At 41.0% G+C, this 20603-nt stretch carries 20 protein-coding genes; 9 read left to right on the plus strand and 11 right to left on the minus strand.

All coding sequences use genetic code 11. The features are described from left to right. Nucleotides 1-26 precede the first annotated feature (26 nt). The 4 genes from EGC82_RS17490 (at nt 27) to tnpC (ending at nt 4756) form a co-directional block, all read left to right on the plus strand. Nucleotides 27-2048: a methyl-accepting chemotaxis protein gene (locus EGC82_RS17490; protein WP_124731892.1), complete on the plus strand. Its 2022-nt coding sequence runs from the start codon at nt 27-29 to the stop codon at nt 2046-2048. Between the two features lie 454 nt (nt 2049-2502). Then, the gene (locus EGC82_RS17495) at nt 2503-2847 is read left to right on the plus strand and encodes a hypothetical protein (RefSeq protein WP_124729337.1); all 345 of its coding nucleotides are present in this window, start codon (nt 2503-2505) and stop codon (nt 2845-2847) included. Then, nucleotides 2844-3194 (plus strand): IS66 family insertion sequence element accessory protein TnpB, encoded by a 351-nt coding sequence (tnpB, locus tag EGC82_RS17500; RefSeq protein WP_124729338.1) that lies wholly within the window; start codon nt 2844-2846, stop codon nt 3192-3194. The genes EGC82_RS17495 and tnpB overlap by 4 nt, the downstream gene beginning before the upstream one ends. 80 nt (nt 3195-3274) lie before the next feature. Next, entirely contained in the window at nt 3275-4756 is a 1482-nt protein-coding gene (tnpC, locus tag EGC82_RS17505) for an IS66 family transposase (RefSeq protein WP_124729339.1), read from the plus strand. Nucleotides 4757-4872: 116 nt separating this feature from the next. On the opposite strand, the gene EGC82_RS17510 is transcribed toward tnpC, so the two are convergent. The 7 genes from EGC82_RS17510 to rplU form a co-directional block, all read right to left on the minus strand. Next, nucleotides 4873-5280: a DUF3718 domain-containing protein gene (locus EGC82_RS17510; RefSeq protein WP_124731893.1), complete on the minus strand. Its 408-nt coding sequence runs from the start codon at nt 5278-5280 to the stop codon at nt 4873-4875. 98 nt (nt 5281-5378) lie between these two features. Continuing rightward, nucleotides 5379-5861, minus strand: coding sequence for a type 3 dihydrofolate reductase (gene folA, locus EGC82_RS17515; protein ID WP_124731894.1), 483 nt, complete (start codon nt 5859-5861; stop codon nt 5379-5381). Nucleotides 5862-5880: 19 nt separating this feature from the next. Next, the gene (locus EGC82_RS17520) at nt 5881-6351 is read right to left on the minus strand and encodes a threonine/serine exporter family protein (RefSeq protein WP_124731895.1); all 471 of its coding nucleotides are present in this window, start codon (nt 6349-6351) and stop codon (nt 5881-5883) included. After that, nucleotides 6351-7109 carry a threonine/serine exporter family protein gene (locus EGC82_RS17525; protein ID WP_124731896.1) on the minus strand — a complete coding sequence of 253 codons (759 nt, stop codon included), beginning with the start codon at nt 7107-7109 and terminating at the stop codon, nt 6351-6353. Before EGC82_RS17525 ends, EGC82_RS17520 begins: the two co-directional genes overlap by 1 nt. A 20-nt stretch (nt 7110-7129) precedes the next feature. After that, complete coding sequence (gene cgtA / locus EGC82_RS17530) at nt 7130-8296, minus strand: Obg family GTPase CgtA (protein ID WP_124731897.1); 1167 nt, start codon at nt 8294-8296, stop codon at nt 7130-7132. A 199-nt stretch (nt 8297-8495) separates the two neighbouring features. After that, nucleotides 8496-8750 (minus strand): 50S ribosomal protein L27, encoded by a 255-nt coding sequence (rpmA, locus tag EGC82_RS17535; RefSeq protein ID WP_006080527.1) that lies wholly within the window; start codon nt 8748-8750, stop codon nt 8496-8498. A gap of 16 nt (nt 8751-8766) precedes the next feature. Further along, nucleotides 8767-9078, minus strand: a complete 312-nt coding sequence (gene rplU / locus EGC82_RS17540; RefSeq protein WP_124731898.1) for a 50S ribosomal protein L21 — start codon at nt 9076-9078, stop codon at nt 8767-8769. A gap of 404 nt (nt 9079-9482) precedes the next feature. Here rplU and ispB point away from each other — a divergent pair, with 404 nt between their 5' ends. Then, nucleotides 9483-10454, plus strand: a complete 972-nt coding sequence (gene ispB / locus EGC82_RS17545) for an octaprenyl diphosphate synthase (protein ID WP_124731899.1) — start codon at nt 9483-9485, stop codon at nt 10452-10454. Nucleotides 10455-10565: 111 nt separating this feature from the next. On the opposite strand, the gene ung is transcribed toward ispB, so the two are convergent. Then, nucleotides 10566-11228, minus strand: a complete 663-nt coding sequence (gene ung / locus EGC82_RS17550; protein ID WP_124731900.1) for a uracil-DNA glycosylase — start codon at nt 11226-11228, stop codon at nt 10566-10568. Nucleotides 11229-11323: 95 nt separating this feature from the next. Here ung and EGC82_RS17555 point away from each other — a divergent pair, with 95 nt between their 5' ends. After that, entirely contained in the window at nt 11324-11884 is a 561-nt protein-coding gene (locus EGC82_RS17555) for a prepilin-type N-terminal cleavage/methylation domain-containing protein (RefSeq protein WP_124732696.1), read from the plus strand. Between the two features lie 72 nt (nt 11885-11956). Continuing rightward, entirely contained in the window at nt 11957-12283 is a 327-nt protein-coding gene (locus EGC82_RS17560; protein WP_124731901.1) for a DUF3144 domain-containing protein, read from the plus strand. 203 nt (nt 12284-12486) lie between these two features. Here EGC82_RS17560 and EGC82_RS17565 read toward each other — a convergent pair whose 3' ends face one another. Next, a complete protein-coding gene (locus EGC82_RS17565) occupies nt 12487-13104 on the minus strand; it encodes a LysE family translocator (protein ID WP_124731902.1) in 618 nt (205 codons plus the stop codon). Between the two features lie 134 nt (nt 13105-13238). Between EGC82_RS17565 and EGC82_RS17570 the strand changes: the two genes are divergently transcribed. Then, nucleotides 13239-13772 (plus strand): thioredoxin family protein, encoded by a 534-nt coding sequence (locus EGC82_RS17570; RefSeq protein WP_124731903.1) that lies wholly within the window; start codon nt 13239-13241, stop codon nt 13770-13772. 121 nt (nt 13773-13893) lie between these two features. Here EGC82_RS17570 and EGC82_RS17575 read toward each other — a convergent pair whose 3' ends face one another. Further along, nucleotides 13894-16500, minus strand: a complete 2607-nt coding sequence (locus tag EGC82_RS17575; RefSeq protein ID WP_124731904.1) for a TonB-dependent receptor plug domain-containing protein — start codon at nt 16498-16500, stop codon at nt 13894-13896. Between the two features lie 484 nt (nt 16501-16984). On the opposite strand from EGC82_RS17575, the gene EGC82_RS17580 reads away from it, so the two are divergent. Beyond that, nucleotides 16985-18589: an AMP-binding protein gene (locus EGC82_RS17580; protein ID WP_124731905.1), complete on the plus strand. Its 1605-nt coding sequence runs from the start codon at nt 16985-16987 to the stop codon at nt 18587-18589. A 173-nt stretch (nt 18590-18762) separates the two neighbouring features. On the opposite strand, the gene EGC82_RS17585 is transcribed toward EGC82_RS17580, so the two are convergent. Beyond that, nucleotides 18763-20589, minus strand: a complete 1827-nt coding sequence (locus tag EGC82_RS17585) for an ABC transporter transmembrane domain-containing protein (protein WP_164839157.1) — start codon at nt 20587-20589, stop codon at nt 18763-18765. Between the last annotated feature and the right edge of the window lie 14 nt (nt 20590-20603).

Below are 20603 nucleotides of genomic sequence, written 5' to 3' on the forward strand. Positions count from 1 at the left end.
TCAAATAATAATAGTCGGAGTACTGTATGAAAATTAATGTAGCAACCAGAGTCATTGGCGGTTTTACCGTGGTGACGCTGTTATTGATAGTACTCGGTGGTGTAACCATGCTGAGTAATGACAGAATTAAAGATGGGGCAACTATTCTTAAGACTATCAGTTTACCTGCTCTTGAAACCACTAGTATTTTAAGTGAGAACTTAAGCTCGCAACAAATTGAAGCGCTACTTGCTTATTACAGTACTCATTCATCTAAAGTGCCAGTAATAGAAAAAAAGTTATCTGACTTAGACAGTACCTTTAAACAGGATCTAAATCGCTTAAATAACTTAGTCAGTAAACAGGCTCAGCTTACAGCACCATTAGCAGCATTAACTAAAAGCTACACTCTGTATGAGTCCAATGCGACCAAAATGTTGGTAGAGCGTGAGAGTGCTCTTACTTTGCAAGAAAAGTTACTCAAGATGCGCAGTAACCTGGAAAACGCGGCAGATGACTCCTCATCTATTTTATTAGACATTATCGATCTAGAAACTAGTGAAGATCAAACTGAACGCAGTTTGGCTGCAACGGCGAGTTTAGTCGATGGTACATTTATCAATATTATCACCACAATTTATGATTTGGTGGCCGCTACCGAACAAAGTAAATATGACCTGATCATCAAAGAACTCGATTACATGGTCAGTGAAGCCTCAACAAAATTGGACCACATTAACCGTCAAGGTAGTGGTATTGTCAGCAGTTCAATTTTAGAAGATTTAACAGCTGAAAGCGCAAAAGTGTTTACGTTACTAAAAGGTAGCGATTCTATTTTAGCCCTAAAACAACAGCAATTAAACCATGAATTTGCAGCCGCTAAACAATTAACTGAAACCCAAAGTTCTGCCAAAAACGTCAACAATAAAATGACCATTTTGGCTAAATCAATCGATACCTTCGCAAGTGAGATCAGTACTGCTGCATTGGATATTATTGATTCAGCAATGATTAAAACGTTATTGGTAGTATTAACCGCTATTATTGTTGCTATTATTGTTAGTATTGCTGTAGTTAAACCGTTAACTCTCTCGTTAGAAAAAGTAAATAAAGCCCTAAATGTACTAGCATCTGGTGATTTAACCCATAAATTAGATGATACGGGTCACGATGAATTCGCTGAATTAGCTAAAAACTGTAATCGATTAGTCGACAGTTTACGCAGCCTTATTATTGGGATTGTTGATCGATCTAATCAATTAGCTGCTGCTGCTGAACAAACATCGGCAATTACCTCACAAACGACTATTAGTATTCAAGAGCAGAAAAGCCAGGTTGACCAAGTTGCTGCGGCAACGACTGAACTCAGCTCAAGTGCGCAACAAGTCTCTATGAGCGCCGACCAAGCTCTTAATGAGATTAAACAAGCTGATCAAGAAACACAGCACATGCGTACGCTGGCTGAAGAAAGTAAAAATACGATACTGGCATTGGCTGAAGAAGTTGCAAAAGCCGGTATGGTTATCAATAAAGTCCATTCCGACAGTGCTTCGATTGGCTCTATTCTCGATGTTATCCGTGGTATTGCAGATCAAACTAATTTACTCGCCTTAAACGCAGCAATTGAAGCAGCAAGAGCCGGTGAACAAGGTCGAGGCTTTGCCGTTGTGGCTGATGAAGTACGTAACTTAGCATCTCGGACTCAACATTCAACGAGTGAGATTCAGCAAATGATTGAAGTGCTACAAATAGGCACACAAGAAGCTGTAGCAGTAATGGAACTCGGCCGTAGTCAAGCAAATAGCTGTGTTGAAAAGAATGAGCAAGCAAACATAGCACTAGAAACCATTAGTAAGTCAGTTCATAGAGCCTATGATTCTGGTAACCATATTGCTCATGCAGCGCAAGAGCAAAATATAGTTAGCCAACAAGTTTCAGAAAAGCTTGAACACATTGCATCGATTTCTGAAGAAACCTCAATTGGTGCAGATCAAACGGCACAATCGAGTCATCAAGTGGCTATGCTTGCTGAAGAACTCCAAGCGTCAGTACGCGAGTTTAAAGTTTAATTAATACCAGATATCCAAATTAACAAAAGGCCGCTTTGCGGCCTTTTTATTGCGCTAGAAACTAATAACAATCTCACCTTAAATTCAAATGTGCTAACTCTATAACTAGCCAGCTATTTTAATTGCCGAAATCGCTCACTCGATCCTTAAGTTATTAGCTAAGGTCATCTCGTAATAATAACCGTCTTGTAACCGTCATATCATAACTGTCAGCTAATCACGACCAATTTAAGGCTCCTTGAGTTGCTTATATAAAGCATATTTTGAGCCAAACACAACTGCACAGGAAAGTGGTAGATAGGATTAACAGTTGGAGATAACGCTGAGATAGAAGGCACAGAACGTTGACTGAAGGTCACTTTAGAATAGATGGTATGCGTCTAGCGAAGTACACCTAGCATCGATGTTCTGATTATCTAAAAATACCTGCTCAATGATAAATTTGGAGCAGGTGATGAAAACATACAGAACAACAACTCAGTGGCAGATGCTACTTCAACAACGCGGCTCGTTTAGTGGCACTAATATTGAATTTTGCCAACACCATAATGTCGCTATCACCACTTACTATAAACAGCGCGCTTTACTGGCTGAGTATCAGCCTAATTCAACTTTGCCAGTGCAAACAACCAACCCCACATCATCACGTTTTATTCAGGTAAAACAAACCACCACTGAAGTCTGCGCGCAAACTCATCAAAATGTGGTGCAGTTTGATATCCGCACAGGCCAGTTAATGTTTCCAGCCAATTTAGCAACGAACGATATCGTTGCCATTATTAAAGGGCTAACGGCATGAAGATGTTCGTTGATGTACCCACCGTCTATTTATGTGCCGATGTGGTCGATTTTCGTAAATCGATTAATGGATTGGCGGCGTTGGTGGAAGCAGAGCTTGAACTACCTGTGCTCAGTGGTGCGCTATTTGTGTTTTGTAATAAAGGGCGCGACAAACTCAAACTGCTGTACTGGGATAACACCGGTTTTGCCCTGTGGTATAAGCGTTTAGATAAGCATAAGTTCAAATGGCCTAAACTCATGTCACCCACCATGACATTAACCGAGCAACAATTACATTGGTTATTAGCAGGTTATGATGTGATTGGTCACAGCAAAATGAATGTTGCAGGTAAGCAAGTGCTTTAATTCTTGCGATCGATTGATGATCATCAAAGTTAGTTCAGTTAGCACTGGAAAGCCTTTTGTTATGCCTTAAAATAGGCGTCATGGAAAATGAACTCGCCCTTAAACAGCGTATTGCTGAACTTGAAAAACTGTTAGCGCAGAAGGATGCCCACATTGCGGCATTGGAAGAGCGCTGGCGTCTGGCCCAACAAAAACAATTCGGCAAAAGTGCTGAAGGCTTTGTCGGCCAAGGCGAGTTATTCAATGAAGTAGAAGAGATTGTTGAAGCCGCTGAGGCTGAGCAGCAATCCATTAGCTATACCCGTAAAAAGCCGGTGCGTAAGCCACTGCCAAAAGACTTACCCCGTGAGCAGGTTATTCACGACATCACCGATAAGACCTGTGATTGTTGTGGCGGTGAGCTGCATAAAATGGGTGAAGATAAGTCAGAAAAGCTTGAGTTTATACCCGCTCAAATCAAAGTGATTGAGCACATTCGGCCTAAGTACGCTTGCCGTCACTGTGATAAATCCTCGACTCAGACACCGATAAAACAAGCCTCAATGCCTGCCATGCCCATCAACAAAGGCATTGCGACGGCGAGTTTATTGAGCCAGCTTATCACCAGTAAATACCAATATGGGTTACCGCTTTATCGCCAGGAAGCGATGTTTAAGCAATACGGTATTGAACTCAGTCGCCAGACCATGAGCAGTTGGATAGACAAATCCGCCACACTCTTCGCGCCATTAGTTGCGCGGCTTAAAGCCGAACTGCTAAAGCAGCCCACGTTGTTTGCCGATGAAACACCATTGAAAGTGGTGAAATCCGATAAAGTGAACAGCTATATGTGGGTGTATTGCTCGGGTCGAGACTCACCAGACCCGAATAATCCTATCCCTAATATCGTGCTTTACGACTTCCACAATAGTCGCGCGGCCGCGTGCGTGGTCAATTATCTTGCAGGTTATCAAGGCTACTTGCACGTGGATGGTTATCAAGCCTATGCCAGAACAGAGGCAACCTTAATCGGCTGTTGGGCTCATGCTCGTCGTAAATTTATCGACGCGAAAAAGCTACAAGGTAAAAACAAAACCGGTAAAGCGGATGTGGTATTGAGCCTTATCCAAAAACTGTACGCTGTTGAGTCACGCGTTAAAGATAAAAGTGTTGATGAAAAGTACATTGCCAGACAACAAGCCAGTGTGCCTATACTGGACAAGCTAAAAGCATGGCTTGAGCAGAACCAGCCAAATTTAGTGGGTAATACCAAACTGATTGAGGCGGCTAATTACCTGGCTAATCAATGGCACAAGCTTATCCGTTATGTGGATGATGGACGACTCAGCATCGATAACAATAGAGCTGAACGCGCGGTAAAACCATTTGTGATAGGCCGAAAGAATTGGTTATTTAGCCAAACAGCTAACGGTGCACATGCTAGTGCCACCCTTTACAGTATTGTGGAAACCGCAAAGGTAAATGGTCTAATCCCATTTGATTACATCATGGTTTGCCTTGATGAACTGTGTAAACCAGAACCCAATATCGACAGCCTGTTACCATGGAATTTTAAAAAGTAGGTGTGGTTCGCTAGACGGTTACAATAGATGAACTAGATTACACATTATAAAAGAAAAATGCCGATAATTACTTATCGGCATTGTTGTTTTTAGGTTTCGATTACTGGCTGATGCAGTTATTCATCATCAGACTCAGCACTACCACCTAGGCGACCTTTAATCGCAGTGGTAATTTCGCTTGCATCATGACCATTGGCAGAAGCCCAATCTAAAATGGTTTTACCATCAGCTTCTGGTGCAGCGAGATCTGATGATGGCATGCGCTTAGCGATAAACTCACCGACATTACCAGCATTCGACTTGTAGGCAGTACGTAATAAACTGCTGCCATCACAAGAAATGCTTGAGTAAATGTTACGTAACTTAACACGGCTCTCTTTCATTTTCTTACGTAAACGGTTTTTATCATCTGATTTTACATAATCACAAATATTTGCAACTAATTGATCTGTATCGGCAATAGCAGGGGCTGACACAAAAGATGCTGCAATCAGGGCTGCAATAGCTACAGGCAATAGACGCATCTGACACTCCTTTATCTTTTTATAGTTATATAGCTATGCGTAGAAATCATGTTTTTGATCGCTGTCACATATTAATTTCAGGGTTAAACGTGACTAATTTAACACTTTTTGACGAAAGTGTTAAAACTATATTGCAATCCTTTGTCGTTTGTTACATTTACTGAATTCTGTAAATCCCAAGAGCCATCGTTCCAATCGGGAAACACCGTATCACCATCAACATCTAAATCAATTAAAGTGAGATATAAAACGTCAGCTTTAGGCAATAATTGTTGATAAAGCTGGCCACCGCCAATTACCACTATTTCATCGCAATCCCCTGCAGCAACAAGCGCTTGCTCGAAGCTTTCTACGCAGGTTACCCCTTCAATACTCAACTGACGATTACGACTAATCACAATATTATGCCGTCCAGGTAATGGTCGCCCGATGGACTCGAATGTTTTTCGTCCCATAACCACAGGTTTAGACAGGGTCATCGCTTTAAAATGGCGTAAATCATCAGGTAAATGCCATGGCATTTTGTTGTCTTTACCTATAACTCTGTTATTGGCCATTGCGGCAATCATTGCTATACGCATGGAAGCAAAATCCTTATGGTTAAATTATCGGTCTAGTACGGTAGTAAAGTAAGCTTGGTAACGCTAACCCAACAGCAAGCGCACCTAAAATAAAGACGGTTTTTAACCCATTGACAACAACTTGAGCGGTGAGTTCAGGACTAACCTGACTTTGAGCTGTAAGTTGAATTAATGCAATCACGGTATTGAACGCATACGTTCCTGGCACCATTGGAATAATGGCTGCAACAGCATACATAAGTGGTGGAGCAAGATGACGCTTAGCAAACTGAATAGTGATCACGCCTACAATAGCAGAGGCAATAAAGGTCGCCCATTCAATAGGCATTGAAAAATGTAACAAAAAGGTTCTTGAACTATGGCCGATGGCTCCTGCTATTGCGCAGTAAATCAAATAGCGTTTAGGTACATTAAACACCATTGCAAAACCAATTGCTGGGATTGCCGAAAAAAAAGCATCATGCAATAGCAAACCGATAAGTGGCAGCATTAAAAAATCCCGCCCATTTGCATCGCAATAGTAATACCAATAACCGATGCTAAAGTGAGTAGCGTGGCGTGGCCCCAACGAGAAATACCGACATTCATATGGCCTTTCACCATATCAGAAATAGCGTTAATTAACGGAAATCCGGGAACTAGCATCAATACGCTTGCGGCCATTGTGACTTGAGGGGTATTGGTAATTGGCAAAATATAGCCAACCTGGGCTACGGCAGTAATAATAAATGCCGTAACTGAAAAATTAATCAATAAATTGAAATGGCGAGATGCCAAAAAAAGACGCACCATCATGCCTATCGATGAGGCCACAAAAGTGATTAAACATGCCATTAAGTCACCATCAAATAAATGGCAGAAGCTTGCACATGACAAGCCTATCATGGTGACTACGGCAATTGCGGGATAAGTTTTAGGCGTGATATGAGCGAGACGTCGGCGAACTTCGTTGGCACCATAAATACCTTTTTCTGCCAATATACAAATTCGCTGCAATTCACAAATCACCATCATATTAATGCCATGAGCACGAATACGACGTGTAGTAGTAACGCAGCGACCGTGTACTAAGCTAGTCAATACTAATGCATTGGATGAAATCGATATTTCAATACTAGCAATACCGAGTGCTTTACCAAGACGCTGGCTAATCTCTTCAACAAGATCAGACTCAGCGCCATAAGCCAACAGTAACTGCGCACAACGCACTACAAGGCGGGTAATTTCATTTTGGCTATCTTCGTACACGATATCCTCAAATGAGTCTTTTAACGTTGATAGATGACTTCTACATCATAATCATCATCATCAAAATCATCGTCAAAGTCATCATTATAATCTTCATTAGTGACTTCATCTTCAGCGCTATGGTAATTATCCCATTTGAACTCAACGTCTGCATCTGGCGTTATTTCTTCCACAATAGCCGGTAGGCTTCTAATATAATCAAGCATCTTAACACTTAATTCTTCAGTGCCCGTTCTATTGTAGGCTGACATAGTATACACATCGCCTTGCCAATCTAACTCTTTAACAATACGGTCAATTTTTTCTTGTAGATTATCTTCAAATAGCAGGTCAGTTTTATTAAACACTAACCAACGCGGTTTTGCCGCTAGTTTTGGAGAGTATTTTTCAAGTTCACCTACAATTGCACGAGCAGAATGTACAGGATCAGTACCATCAATAGGTTCGATATCGATAATGTGTAACAACATACGACAACGTTCAAGATGCTTTAAGAAACGAATACCTAAACCAGCACCTTCAGCAGCACCTTCAATTAGACCCGGGATATCAGCAATAACATAGCTTTGACCTGGACGAGGGTTAACGACACCAAGGTTGGGTACCAAAGTGGTAAACGGATAGTCAGCTACTTTAGGTGTCGCACGTGATACCGAGCGAATAAACGTTGATTTACCAGCATTTGGCATACCGAGTAAGCCTACATCTGCAAGCAGTAATAGCTCAAGCTTAATAGAGCGAACTTCACCTGGTGTACCTAGGGTTTTTTGGCGCGGAGCGCGGTTAGTACTACTTTTAAAACGAGTATTACCTAAACCGTGGAAACCACCTTTAGCAACAAGTAATTTTTGTCCATGTGCAGTAAGATCGCCAAGTGACTCTTCGGTTTCTTGATCGATAGCTCGCGTACCTACAGGAACCTGAAGAACTAAATCAGTGCCGCCATGACCGGTACAATCGCGGCCACGTCCATTTGATCCACGTTCGGCCATATGAAAACGAGTAAAACGATAGTCAATCAATGTATTAAGGTTTTCGTTAGCTTGCAGGTATACGCTGCCGCCATCGCCGCCATCACCACCGTCAGGACCACCATCTGGAACATATTTTTCACGTCTAAAACTCACGCAACCGCTTCCGCCGTCACCTGCTTCTACACGAATATTTGATTCATCAACAAACTTCATACTGACTCCTGCCGCCACTTAATCTGTAATTATAACCCCAATAATTGGGGTTTGCAGGAAAGCACTGAAGATAGCATTCATCACTATATCGCCTACTGCATATAAACAAAATCATTAAACTATCAACAACAGTTTAATAACATAAAAAACACAAAAGCCCTACCATAGGCAGGGCTTTCGAAATCTAGCTTATAAAGAGTTAAGCTTCGATGCTAATAAACTTACGGTTATTAGCGCCTTTAACTTCAAACTTTACTTTACCGTCTGTTAATGCAAATAAAGTATGGTCACGACCAATACCTACATTTACACCAGCGTGGAATTTAGTACCACGTTGACGAACGATAATGTTACCAGCTAGAACTGATTCACCACCAAAGCGCTTAACACCAAGACGCTTACTTTCTGAATCGCGGCCGTTACGAGTAGAACCGCCAGCTTTTTTATGTGCCATGAGTTAGACTCCTAAATTATGCGCTAATCGCAGTGATTTTAACTTCAGTGAACCACTGACGGTGGCCCATTTTCTTGTCGTGATGCTTACGACGACGGAACTTAATAATAGTTACCTTATCGCCGCGACCATGTCCAACTACTTCAGCTACGACTTTACCGCCAGCAACTAAAGGAGCACCAACATGCACTGTTTCACCATCAGCGATCAATAAAACTTGATCGAATTCTACGGTTTCACCAGTAGCAACTTCTAATTTTTCTAAACGAACTGTATGACCTTCAGCAACACGGTGTTGCTTTCCGCCACTTTGAAAAACAGCATACATGGCTATTTTACTCCAAATGACTAACACACTAACTCATATTATTGACGAGACTAGGTGCTAAAAAACTTTTAATGACAATGGGCGCGGATTCTACGCGAAGAATTATCATCCGGCAAGTCATTATTCACTATCAAATAAAAAAGACCTTATTACTGCACACTATTCATTAATAGCTAATGTGCCGTGTTTAAAATTTAGTTAACATGATGGTGTTCATTTATACCTACATTTTATAGGTAAATTGAGACTAATCCAGCAAACTATCGCAAAATCAGGATTATGTAAGCTCAATTATGGAAATACATACTTTGAAAAATAGCACTAATATCCTGTAAGATATGCGTTCTAATTCGATATGACTAATTAAGGGTGCAAAGCCTGTCGCCCAACAACCAGAGACTATTATGGATTTAAACGCCATTCGTCAACTGGCTGACACTGATATGCAAGCAGTCAATCAGCTGATATACAAACAACTTGAATCTGATGTAGCCCTAATTAATCAATTAGGCTTTTACATTATCAATGGCGGTGGTAAGCGCTTACGCCCGTTATTATCAGTATTAGCCGCGCGAGCCGTTGACTACCAAGGCGAACATCACCTTAAACTCGCGGCAATTATCGAATTTATACATACCGCATCTTTATTGCATGACGATGTTGTTGATGAATCGACACTGCGTCGGGGCCGTGAAACAGCCAATGCCTTATTTGGTAATAGCGCAAGCGTGCTCGTAGGTGACTTTTTATATACTCGTTCATTTCAAATGATGACCGAACTCGACAACATGAAAGTGCTGCAAGTTCTCGCTCATACTACTAACGTACTCGCTGAAGGTGAGGTGTTACAGTTGATGAACTGCAATGACCCTGATACCACTGAAGCAAACTACATGCGCGTTATCTATTGTAAAACGGCAAAATTGTTTGAAGCAGCAACTCAGTTAGCCGGTGTTTTAGCCAATGTCAGCCCAGAACAAGAACAAGCATTAGCTGATTACGGCAAATATCTCGGCACAGCTTTTCAATTAACCGATGACTTACTTGATTATACGGCTAACGCCGATGAACTAGGTAAAAATATTGGCGATGATCTTGCTGAAGGCAAACCTACATTACCGTTAATTTATGCCATGGAAAATGGTTCTGACACGGCTAAAAAGCTTATTAGGCAAGCAATTGAGCAAAGCGATGGCACTAAAGCTATTGATGAGATATTAGTGGCGTTAGAGGAGTCTGGAGCATTGATTTATACTCAAGAAAAGGCTCAAGTTGAAGCGCAGAAAGCGATTGATGCACTCAGTATTTTTCCAGATAACAGTTATAAACAAGCATTAATTTCACTCGCTCATTTGTCAGTTAATCGCAGTAGTTAACGGTAATTTGCGTTTGAATGGTTAATATAGGTTCATTTTTGAAGACTATATTTTTCTGATAATAATATTAATAAAAAAGGTGTGAATTTAATATTCACACCTTTTTTATAATCAAATCTGCCAATTTATTGGTTTGCTGCCCTGCTCAATTAACAATCGATTTATACTTGAAAAATGACCACAACCAAAAAAGCCACGATAAGCCGATAACGGTGATGGATGAGGACCGTTCAGCACATGGTGATGAGAGGCTGTGATAAGCCGACCTTTCTTAATTGCATGATTGCCCCAACAGACAACTATAATCGGTGACGCTTGTTGATCTAACTGCTTTAGTACACTGTCGGTAAATGTCTCCCAGCCAGATTTAGCGTGTGAATGAGCGAATCCCTGCTCAACCGTCAGCACAGTATTTAATAATAGTACCCCTTGCTTAGCCCAAGCGCTTAAATCGCCGTGTTCAGGTGTTGTAAAACCTTCGATGTCATTCGTTAATTCTTTATAAATGTTAGCTAATGATGGCGGTGGTTTTATGCCTTTTTTAACCGAAAAAGACAGCCCCTGGGCTTGATTAGGCCCGTGGTAAGGGTCTTGGCCTAATATCACCACTTTAACCTCTGACAGTGGTGTTAAATCAAAAGCGGCAAACACTTCATCATCTGGTGGATAAACAACTTTATCATCCGCTCTTTGTGAAGCTATAAAGTTCTGCAAATGTTGATAATATGGCTGTGTTTGTTGTTGTTCAAACAGCTCTTGCCAATGGGAAGTCATCTACATATATTCCTTAAAAAGTAAGCGATAAGTTAGTAAACTACTCAGTCTTTAGTTTACTATTAACAGATTAATCACTCTTATGACTAATTATGATGCTATTACACCAGAATTCAGACAATAACAAAAACACCGCTAAAAATGGTTTTACCCTTATTGAACTGGTCGTTGTTATCATCATACTTGGGATTATTGCGGTTGTTGCCTTACCAAAGTTTATCGATTTAGGCCAAGATGCTAAAATCGCAACGGTAAAAGCCACTGGTGGAGCATTTTCTTCAGCGGTATCATTGGCGCACATAAAATGGGCCGTTATGGGTTATTCAGGTCCCGCTGATAATTTAGCTATTTTCAGCCAGGCGGGAGCCGATGGCGAACTTGATATGAATTTATGGGGTTATCCCGCACAAAATTATCCACCTTACGAAGCTTCTCCAAGACTTAATAATATTAATGACTGCCTCTCAATATGGCCTACTCTGTTACAGGATGGTCCAAGTGTTTCCAACAGTACAGATAGAGGTACCTCTGATTATCAAGCTGAATATATCAACCCAGATCAATGTCGATATAACTACAACTCATTAGCACTTATGTCGATATATTATGACTCACGTAACGGCCAAGTCTTAGTCGATTCAGATCCCAACAGCTAATTTTTTACCTGATATTTTCAAATAAAAACGTTACACTCAGTGGAAAATTAACTTACCAACAAAGTGGATCTGATGTCTGAAACCAAAACAGAATTAACCATGTATCAAATTGCTGATCAATTTATTGCCCTAGCTAATCAACTAAGCCAACAAGAAAATGATATTGGTAAAGTGGGTACTGCAATGAGATTTGCCTCAGCACGTTTTAATGCGTTCGAAGCCTCTATTAAATCAGCTGATCTTGCAGCTGAAAAAGATCATGCATTAGCTTGGTTCTCTGATGAATTTAAAGCCATGCTAAAAGAAAATTTAGAAGATCATATTGCTAACCCACCTGTAGCTGCTGAGCAACAAGAACAAAAAAATGATGATAGCGTGCAGATGTTTAAAGGCGTCTAATCTCTATTAGATACAATGATTAGTCACAGTGATTAGTCACAGTAATCAAACTTAGCTATCTATCAACATCCCTAGCAGATTACCGCTAGGGATGACTTTAACCTGCTAATAGTAGACTTTCGTACGATTAATCCTCGATACTCACTCTATAAATTCATCTTTCCAGTCAATATCAACCACGAGTAGCCGATTAAAACTGAGCGCTAAAACAACGTGTAGACAACTCTAATTGATAGTAAAATCAGTACAACACCTGACAGTCTATCTATCAATTTTGTCTTTTCACGTAATTTAGGCAATACAGCTGAATGCGATAATACAAATGCAATAATGGTGTACCACACGCCATCAATAATGAGCGGCGTAAATACAATCAACGCTTGGCCCGTTATCGTTTGAGCAGCCAATACAAACTGACTAAATAAGGCGAGAAAAAATAATAAAATCTTTGGATTAAAAAGTGAAATAGCTAAACCATCTCGGGCAGCAACCCATAAACTAGTAGGTTGTCCTGCTGCTAATTTCTGCTGCATTCCCCCTTTAGACCCAAGAGCTTGAATGCCCATCCAAGCTAAGTAAATCGCCCCTGTTAGCGCTATAGTATTAAAAATTAATGGCGACGCTTTCAATATTGCGGCCAAACCTAACAAGGTCACAAGAGCATATATACCAATCCCAATTGAATGCGCCCAAGCACACACTACTCCGTGTAATCTCCCACCACTGAGAGTATGCCTTACCACCATGGCTAAACTAGGCCCTGGAGACATAGCTCCCAGACAGCATATTGCTAATAGCCCCAGCCAAGTACTTAATGTCATAACACCTCTTCTTTACAGTTACTTAATCATCAATTTTTGTGTGAAAATAACGTTTAACAACCAATTAAGTGTGCACTGCTAATCTAGCGCCACTGATATGGATTGATATATTAACGTATTTACAGGACAAACCTATGGCAACATTAATGATGATATTACTCTTGGTTATTTTTAGCGCCGTAGGGATATTGATATTGGCTAAAATTAAAGGTAAATCGATTCCAACCTTGGTGATAGTAATGCTCATTTTTATGGGGATCTGTTTTGCAGGCGTTATTGCGTTTGTTAATAAAGGCGAAAACTACCAAGCTTACCAAACATTGCGCTGGCAGCCGCTTGAATCAGAGAAAATTGCTGGCTATGTTGCACAAGGTTATATTGTGTTTGTCGATATAACAGCCGACTGGTGTGTACCCTGCCAAACGAATAAAGCCAACGTACTTCATCGCGAACAAGTCGTAAATCAATTAAACCAACAGCACATTATTCTTATGCAAGGTAACTGGACCCAAGCCGATGCCGTTATTGAGCAATATATGGGGCAACAAGGGGCTGCTGGCACGCCGTTTAATAAAATCTATGGATCATCCTACCCTGAGGGTATTGAGTTGCCTAAAGCGCTGATTATTGACGATGTGTATCGAGCATTAGCTTTAGTCGTCAAATAAGATACTTAATCTTCAAGAAATATTTAGTCTTCAAGAAAGATACTTAAAAATGCTCTCAATAAAAAAGACTGCCGCAGCAGTCTTTTTAGTTTTTGATTTGTATTTTACATGTCGCTAACGCTTAAAAGCGATAATTTACACGGCCATAATAGAAACCGCCGTTGTAATCAAATGGACCACTTTCATAGTACACCGCACCTAGCTCACCTAATGTGCCGTCTTTCAACTTCTGCGCTTCTTGATCGAAGATGTTATTAGCACCTAATGATACGGTTAAGTTATCAAGCACTGCATAACTCACTTCAAGATCGATAGTCACTGCAGCATCAGCCGTTTCAGAACCCCAATCAGAAGTATCATCAGCATGAGTGGCATAGTATTCACCAAACATATTGCCACGAACTGACATGCTTAAATCATCCCAGCTTTGGCCCCAAGTAAGGGTAGCACGATGTGCAGGTATACCATCTTCTAAACGGCGTACCTTACCAGCATCAGTTGTTTCAGGGTCATACTTATCAACACTGGTATCAGTCCAACCATATGCTAAGCTGAACTTGGCATCACCTGATAGCATTTCTGTAGTGTAAGACGCTACAACATCAACACCTTGAGTCGTTGTATCAAAGTCATTAGTGTAGAAAGTTACCGCAGAGATTAACTCAGGGAATTCAACACCAGCGGCTCTTAATGCATCATAGTCACTTGCTTTAACCGAAATTTGACTTGATTGTGCAATACGACCAGTAACTTCGATGTTGTAGTAATCAACCGTTAAGAACAAGTTCTCATATTGATATACAAAACCAGCCGCATAGCTAACAGACTCTTCTGGTTTAAGTACTTCGCCACCATAAAAAGCCGCTAATGGGTTTGTTGGTGGAGCAATAAAGGTTTGAATCAAGTCACCATTAACAATCGATGTTTGAGTATTCACTACATTTTCTTGACCAACAGTTGGCGCACGGAAACCAGTACTGTGTGATGCACGGAATGATAATTCATCGGTTGCAACATACTGCGCGGTTAACTTGTAGTTTAATGTGTCACCAAAAGTAGAGAAATCTTCATAACGAAGTGCAAGACCTAACAATAAGTCTTCGGTTAAATATGCTTCAATATCGGTATAAACACCAAGATTGCTTCGGTCATTTTTACCCGCTGATTCAGGACCAAAACCTTTAAAACCGTGTGAGCCAATGTTGAAACCTTGATCAGCATAAGGGCCTGCAATCCAAGAAGCTTCATCACCTTGACCAATCTCAAATGACTCTTCTCGCCATTCAACACCAGTAGCAAAGCTAATATCTTCTAAGCTACCAATGGTCACAAATCGACTAAAATCAGCATTAAAGGTCGTTTCTATTTGCTCGTATGAACCGGTATCAAAGTCAGTTGGTGTATCTAAACCCATTGAAGGGTTAAGTGAGTTTTTTAAACCAAAGCTAGCTTTGTTGCTACCGGTACCGCCGCTAACATCATACATCCACTCCCCTAGCTCGCCTTTAATACCAGCAAAGAAAGACATGTCTTCAATTTTACCAGTGAACTGCGGTGTATAGCCGCCTGGACGAATTTGGTTCATCGAGAAACAATTTGGATCGGCTACCATCGCTTTGTACGCATCAGTGTCTAGTACGTTTCCGTCTTTATCTGGAATACCATCACCATCAGTATCTATTTTAGGAATGGGTACACCCATGTTGTTACATGTTGCAACGCCATCAGTGGCTAACCCAACGTCACCTACCAATAAGTTTTCGCCGCCATCAACCGAGTAAACGTTACCGCGATTATGTGGATTACGATAATAAAAACCACCTGTTGCTTTACGTGAAGATAAGTTACCAAATGCGTATAAATGGGTTTTATCATTAACATCAAAACCTGAGTTTACGAATACGGTAAAGTCATCTTTAATCTCTGGGTTACCCCAAGTTTGCGCCGGGTCTTGAATTGATGTGTTACCCGCATCAGCAATATCAAAAGCATCTGGACGCTGTACACTGCGACTGGTCGCATCGGCAGTTTTATATTGCGCACTGATATTAATGAAGCCATCATCTGTTAGCGGTAAACCAATATTACCGTCAATAGTGGTTGCTGCGCCGTCACCTTCGTAATATTCACCCTGACTCACGGTAATTGAACCGCCTTCAGAGTCATCTTTTAATACAAAGTTCATCACGCCAGCAATTGCATCCGAACCGTACTGCGCTGCAGCGCCGTCACGTAGTACTTCAACTTGTTTTAATGCCACTCCAGGAATAACTGAAATATCTGGACCTTGAGCACCATCGTTAATGCCACCACCTTGGAAAGCAATAACTGATGCACGGTGACGGCGCTTGCCGTTAACCAAAATAAGCGTGCTGTCAGACGGTAAACCACGTAAATTAACCGGACGTACTAGTGTTGCGGCGTCACTAATAGGTTGCGCACGAGAGTTAAAAGAAGGTACAGATGTTACCAACATATCAATCATGTCAGTCGAACCGTTCTTTTTCAGGTCATCACTACTAATAATATCAATGGGTACCGGTGAGTCGCCAATAGAACGGGGGGCAGCACGAGAACCTACTACAGCGATTTTTTCAACGTTTTCTTTCTTTACGGCTTCTTCGTCTGCAGCAAAAGCTTGAGTGCTCATCACTATTCCGGCAAGTGCAAATGAAATGGCTAAGCTCAACGAGCTGATACCAAATTTAGATTTTTTTGATTGCATCATTATTATGTTCTCAACTGCTTATTATTGTTGTTTGTTGACGATATTCTTCAAAAACAAATGAAAAACATGTCTATCCCTATCGAAATACTCCCTATCTCGACTACATTTTTATAACAATTAAAACACAATTGCTAACACTTTTTGGGATAAATAAGCATACGCTAAAGAAATAGCGGCAAACAAAATGCCTAAGCAATTGATTTTTGGTGACATACATCACATAATCAATTGTTTTCAACAAAAAAACTTTTTTAACACCATTAACATAAAAATTAGCTGTAACCATAAGTTTACGTAAATAAGCTTCTTTTATAACGGCATTTCCATAACAATCGTTTTAAACAAACAATTAAAATCAATAATCTAATTTCGACTCAATCTCAGTGAACCTTTGCCAATTGATAATGACCCGTGTAGGTTAGTCATTAAAATCTAAACGGACGTTTGATTTTATAATAACAACCCAAAAATGAAAGGGGATAGCATGGCTTATGATGCGGATTCAACACTCAACTTACACCAATACACATCAATTGTTGATTTAATCGAAAAAGCTTGTGACAAGTTTGCTGATAACACGGCCTATGCCTGTCTGGGAAAAAGTACTACTTTTAGCGAAATAGAACGTGACTCACGTCATTTTGCCAGTTACTTACAGTATTGCACCTCATTGCAAGCGGGCGACAGAGTTGCCATTCAGCTGCCAAATATTACTCAATTTGCTATTGCAGCCTATGGCGTCATTCGTGCGGGTATGGTGCTGGTCAATACTAACCCGATGTACACTGAACGTGAGCTCACTCATCAATTTAATGATTCTGGGGCTAAAGCATTAATAGTATTGTCAGATCTACTGCCAACCTTAACTAATGTCATCAACAATACCCCCGTAGAGTTGGTCATTTCAACGCACGCAATGGATCTGATTCAGCCACAAGAGCAACCAGAAACCCCGTTTGCTAAAGTCACATTTTTGAGCGTGCTTGCTGAGGGTGCAAAGCATTTATACCAGACAATAAAACCAAATCATGATGACTTAATTGCGCTGCAATATACTGGTGGTACAACAGGTTTATCTAAAGGCGCCATGCTCAATCATGGCAACCTTTTAGCCAATTCAGGCCAAGTAAAGTCACGAATTGCCAGCACTATGGACGAAGGACATGATGTATTTGTCGCACCATTACCTATTTACCATATCTATGCTTTTATGGTTAATTTAGTGTTGTACTTTGAATCGGGTAGTTGTTCTGTATTAATCCCTAATCCTCGCGATATCGCAGGGTTAATTAATACTATGAAAGCTTATCCATTTACTGGGTTCGCTGGCTTAAACACTCTATTTGTTGGTTTATGTCATCAACCAGAATTTAAAGCCTTAGATTTCAGTAAAATGAAAATAACTATTTCAGGTGGTACCGCATTAACCAGTGCTGCGGCTAACTTATGGCAACAGACTACCCACTGTATGATTTCAGAAGGTTATGGTTTGTCTGAGACCTCTCCAGTTGTTAGCCTTAATGCACCAGGGCATCAACGTCTGGGCACTATTGGTAAACCAGTATTGGGCACTGAAGTTAAGGTCCTCGATATGGATGATAATGAGGTCGCTATTGGTCAAGCTGGTGAACTTGCTGTACGTGGTCCACAGGTGATGCAAGGTTATTGGCATAAACCCGAAGAAACCGCAAACGTTATGACCAAAGATGGATTTTTTAAAACCGGTGATATTGGCATTGCCAGTGAAGATGGTTATCACACCATTGTCGATCGTAAAAAAGATATGATTATTGTCTCTGGCTTTAACGTCTACCCTAATGAAGTCGAAGACGTACTTTCGACCCACGAGTTAGTGTTGGAGTGTGCTGTGGTAGGTGTTGAAGATGAACGTTCTGGCGAAGCGGTAAAAGCAGTGATTGTGCTAAAACAATCAACGACTAATATCGATGAGACAAAGCAGGTCATTAACGATTATTGTCGTAGCCAACTCACAGCTTATAAAGTCCCGCGTATAATTGAATTTACCGAACAGCTGCCCAAAAGCACTGTAGGTAAAATTTTACGTCGTGAATTACGCAAACCAGCGTAATTACCTATCGATAGTTTCAATCGTCGCCCTAAGGTGACTCTCTGTCGATAACCCATAAAAAAAGATGCTGTAGCATCTTTTTTTATGGGTTAGTAATTAAACTAAACAATGAGGTAATCAATTGTCAGCTTACTTGGCTCATTAGGTCATTAGGTCATTAGGTCATTAGGTCATTAGGTCATTAGGTCATCGTTATCCATTAATAGCTGTAAACTGGCAAATTCACGATATAACTCATTGCTAATCATTAATTCGCTATGGGTACCAGTGGCTACTAATTGGCCTTTATCTATTACAAAAATCCGATCGGCATTAATCACCGTCGCTAATCGGTGGGCAATAATCACTGTGGTACGTTTGGCCATTAGTGAATCAAGGGCTTGCTTAACTTTTACTTCGCTAACAGCATCTAAGGCGCTGGTTGCCTCATCGAGCAAGAGTAATGGTCTATTCGCTAAAATGGCTCTGGCAATGGCTATCCGTTGCTTTTGACCACCAGATAAACGCACACCTCTTTCACCTAAATAAGTTGCATAGCCTTCAGTAAACTCGCTAATAAACTCATCCGCTTTAGCAGCAACACAAGCCTGCTTCACTTCTTCATCGCTAGCATCTAAGCGGCCGTAACGCACATTGTCGAGTACGTTCATAGCAAAAATAACTGACTCTTGCGGGACCAGTGCATATTGTTGACGTAAGTCTGCCAACGACAATGTCGAAATATCAATACCATCTAATAAAATTCGCCCTTGTTTTGGCTGATAAAAACGCATCATAAGTTCAAATAAGGTGCTTTTCCCTGCTCCACTTGGGCCAACTAAGGCCACTCTTTCTCCTGGTGCAATAGTCATCGATAACTGGCGGATTACGTCTTGCCCCAAATCAGATGGATAAGCAAAACACACGTTATCAAAACTGAGCAAGCCATTAACAGGCAACAGTAACTTATTGGGTACAGCTTGCTGAGGTATATCAACGGGCGTTTTAACTAATTCAACTAAACGCTCAGCTGCACCAGAGGCGCGCTGTATTTCGCTAAACACTTCACTGATGGTCGCTACAGCACCTGCAACCATCACGGCATAAAACATAAATGCAGACAGCTCACCACCAGTGATACTGCCAGACATAACATCTTGCGCCCCAATCCATGTAACAAAAGCAATTGCTGCAATACTTAGAAACATTACCGTTGAAATCAGTAGAGCACGATACATAATACGGCCTTTAGCCACATCCATTACCGCCTCGACCCTGTCAGCAAATAGCTGGCGGTCTTTAGCTTCGTGGGTATATGCTTGCACGGTATGAATTTCATGTAAGGTTTCATCAATATAAGCGCCAAGATCGCCCACCCTATCTTGACTTTTACGCGACAAGGTTCTCACTTTTCGGCCAAAAAAGATCACCGGGCCTAATACCAAAGGAACCGCTAACAACACTAGGGCGGTCAATTTAATACTGGTAAAAGCCATCATAACGATGCCACCAATCACAGTCACACTTGATCGCAGTGCCATAGATAAACTCGAACCAACCACGCTTTGTAGTAAGGTGCTGTCAGCGGTAAATCGTGAAATAACTTCGCCGGTTCGCTGAGTCGCAAAAAAAGCAGGCGATAACGATATTAAATGATTGTAAACCTGTAATCTAATATCAGCACTGACCCGCTCACCAAGCCAGGTCATAAGGTAGAAACGACAAAAAACCGCTGTGCCACTAACCGCTGTAATCGCAATGATAAACAACATAATTTCATTCAAACGACCGGCATTATCGGCAACAAAACCTTCATCAACCATCAATCGAACGCCTTGCCCAAGCGATAGCCATGCTAGTGACCCAATAAACAAAAAGATTATCGCCGCCACCACTTTCATACGATAAGGCGACAAAAACTGTAAAATCCAAGGCAAAACTGGATGGGGTAAAGGCTGTTTAGTAGAAGAAATAGCCTCGGTTGAAGTAGTCGTTGAATTCGTCACAGTATTAACCAGCATGAATAACTAAGATG

The sequence above is a fragment of the Shewanella livingstonensis genome, from assembly GCF_003855395.1.
GTDB classification, from domain to species: Bacteria; Pseudomonadota; Gammaproteobacteria; order Enterobacterales; family Shewanellaceae; genus Shewanella; species Shewanella livingstonensis.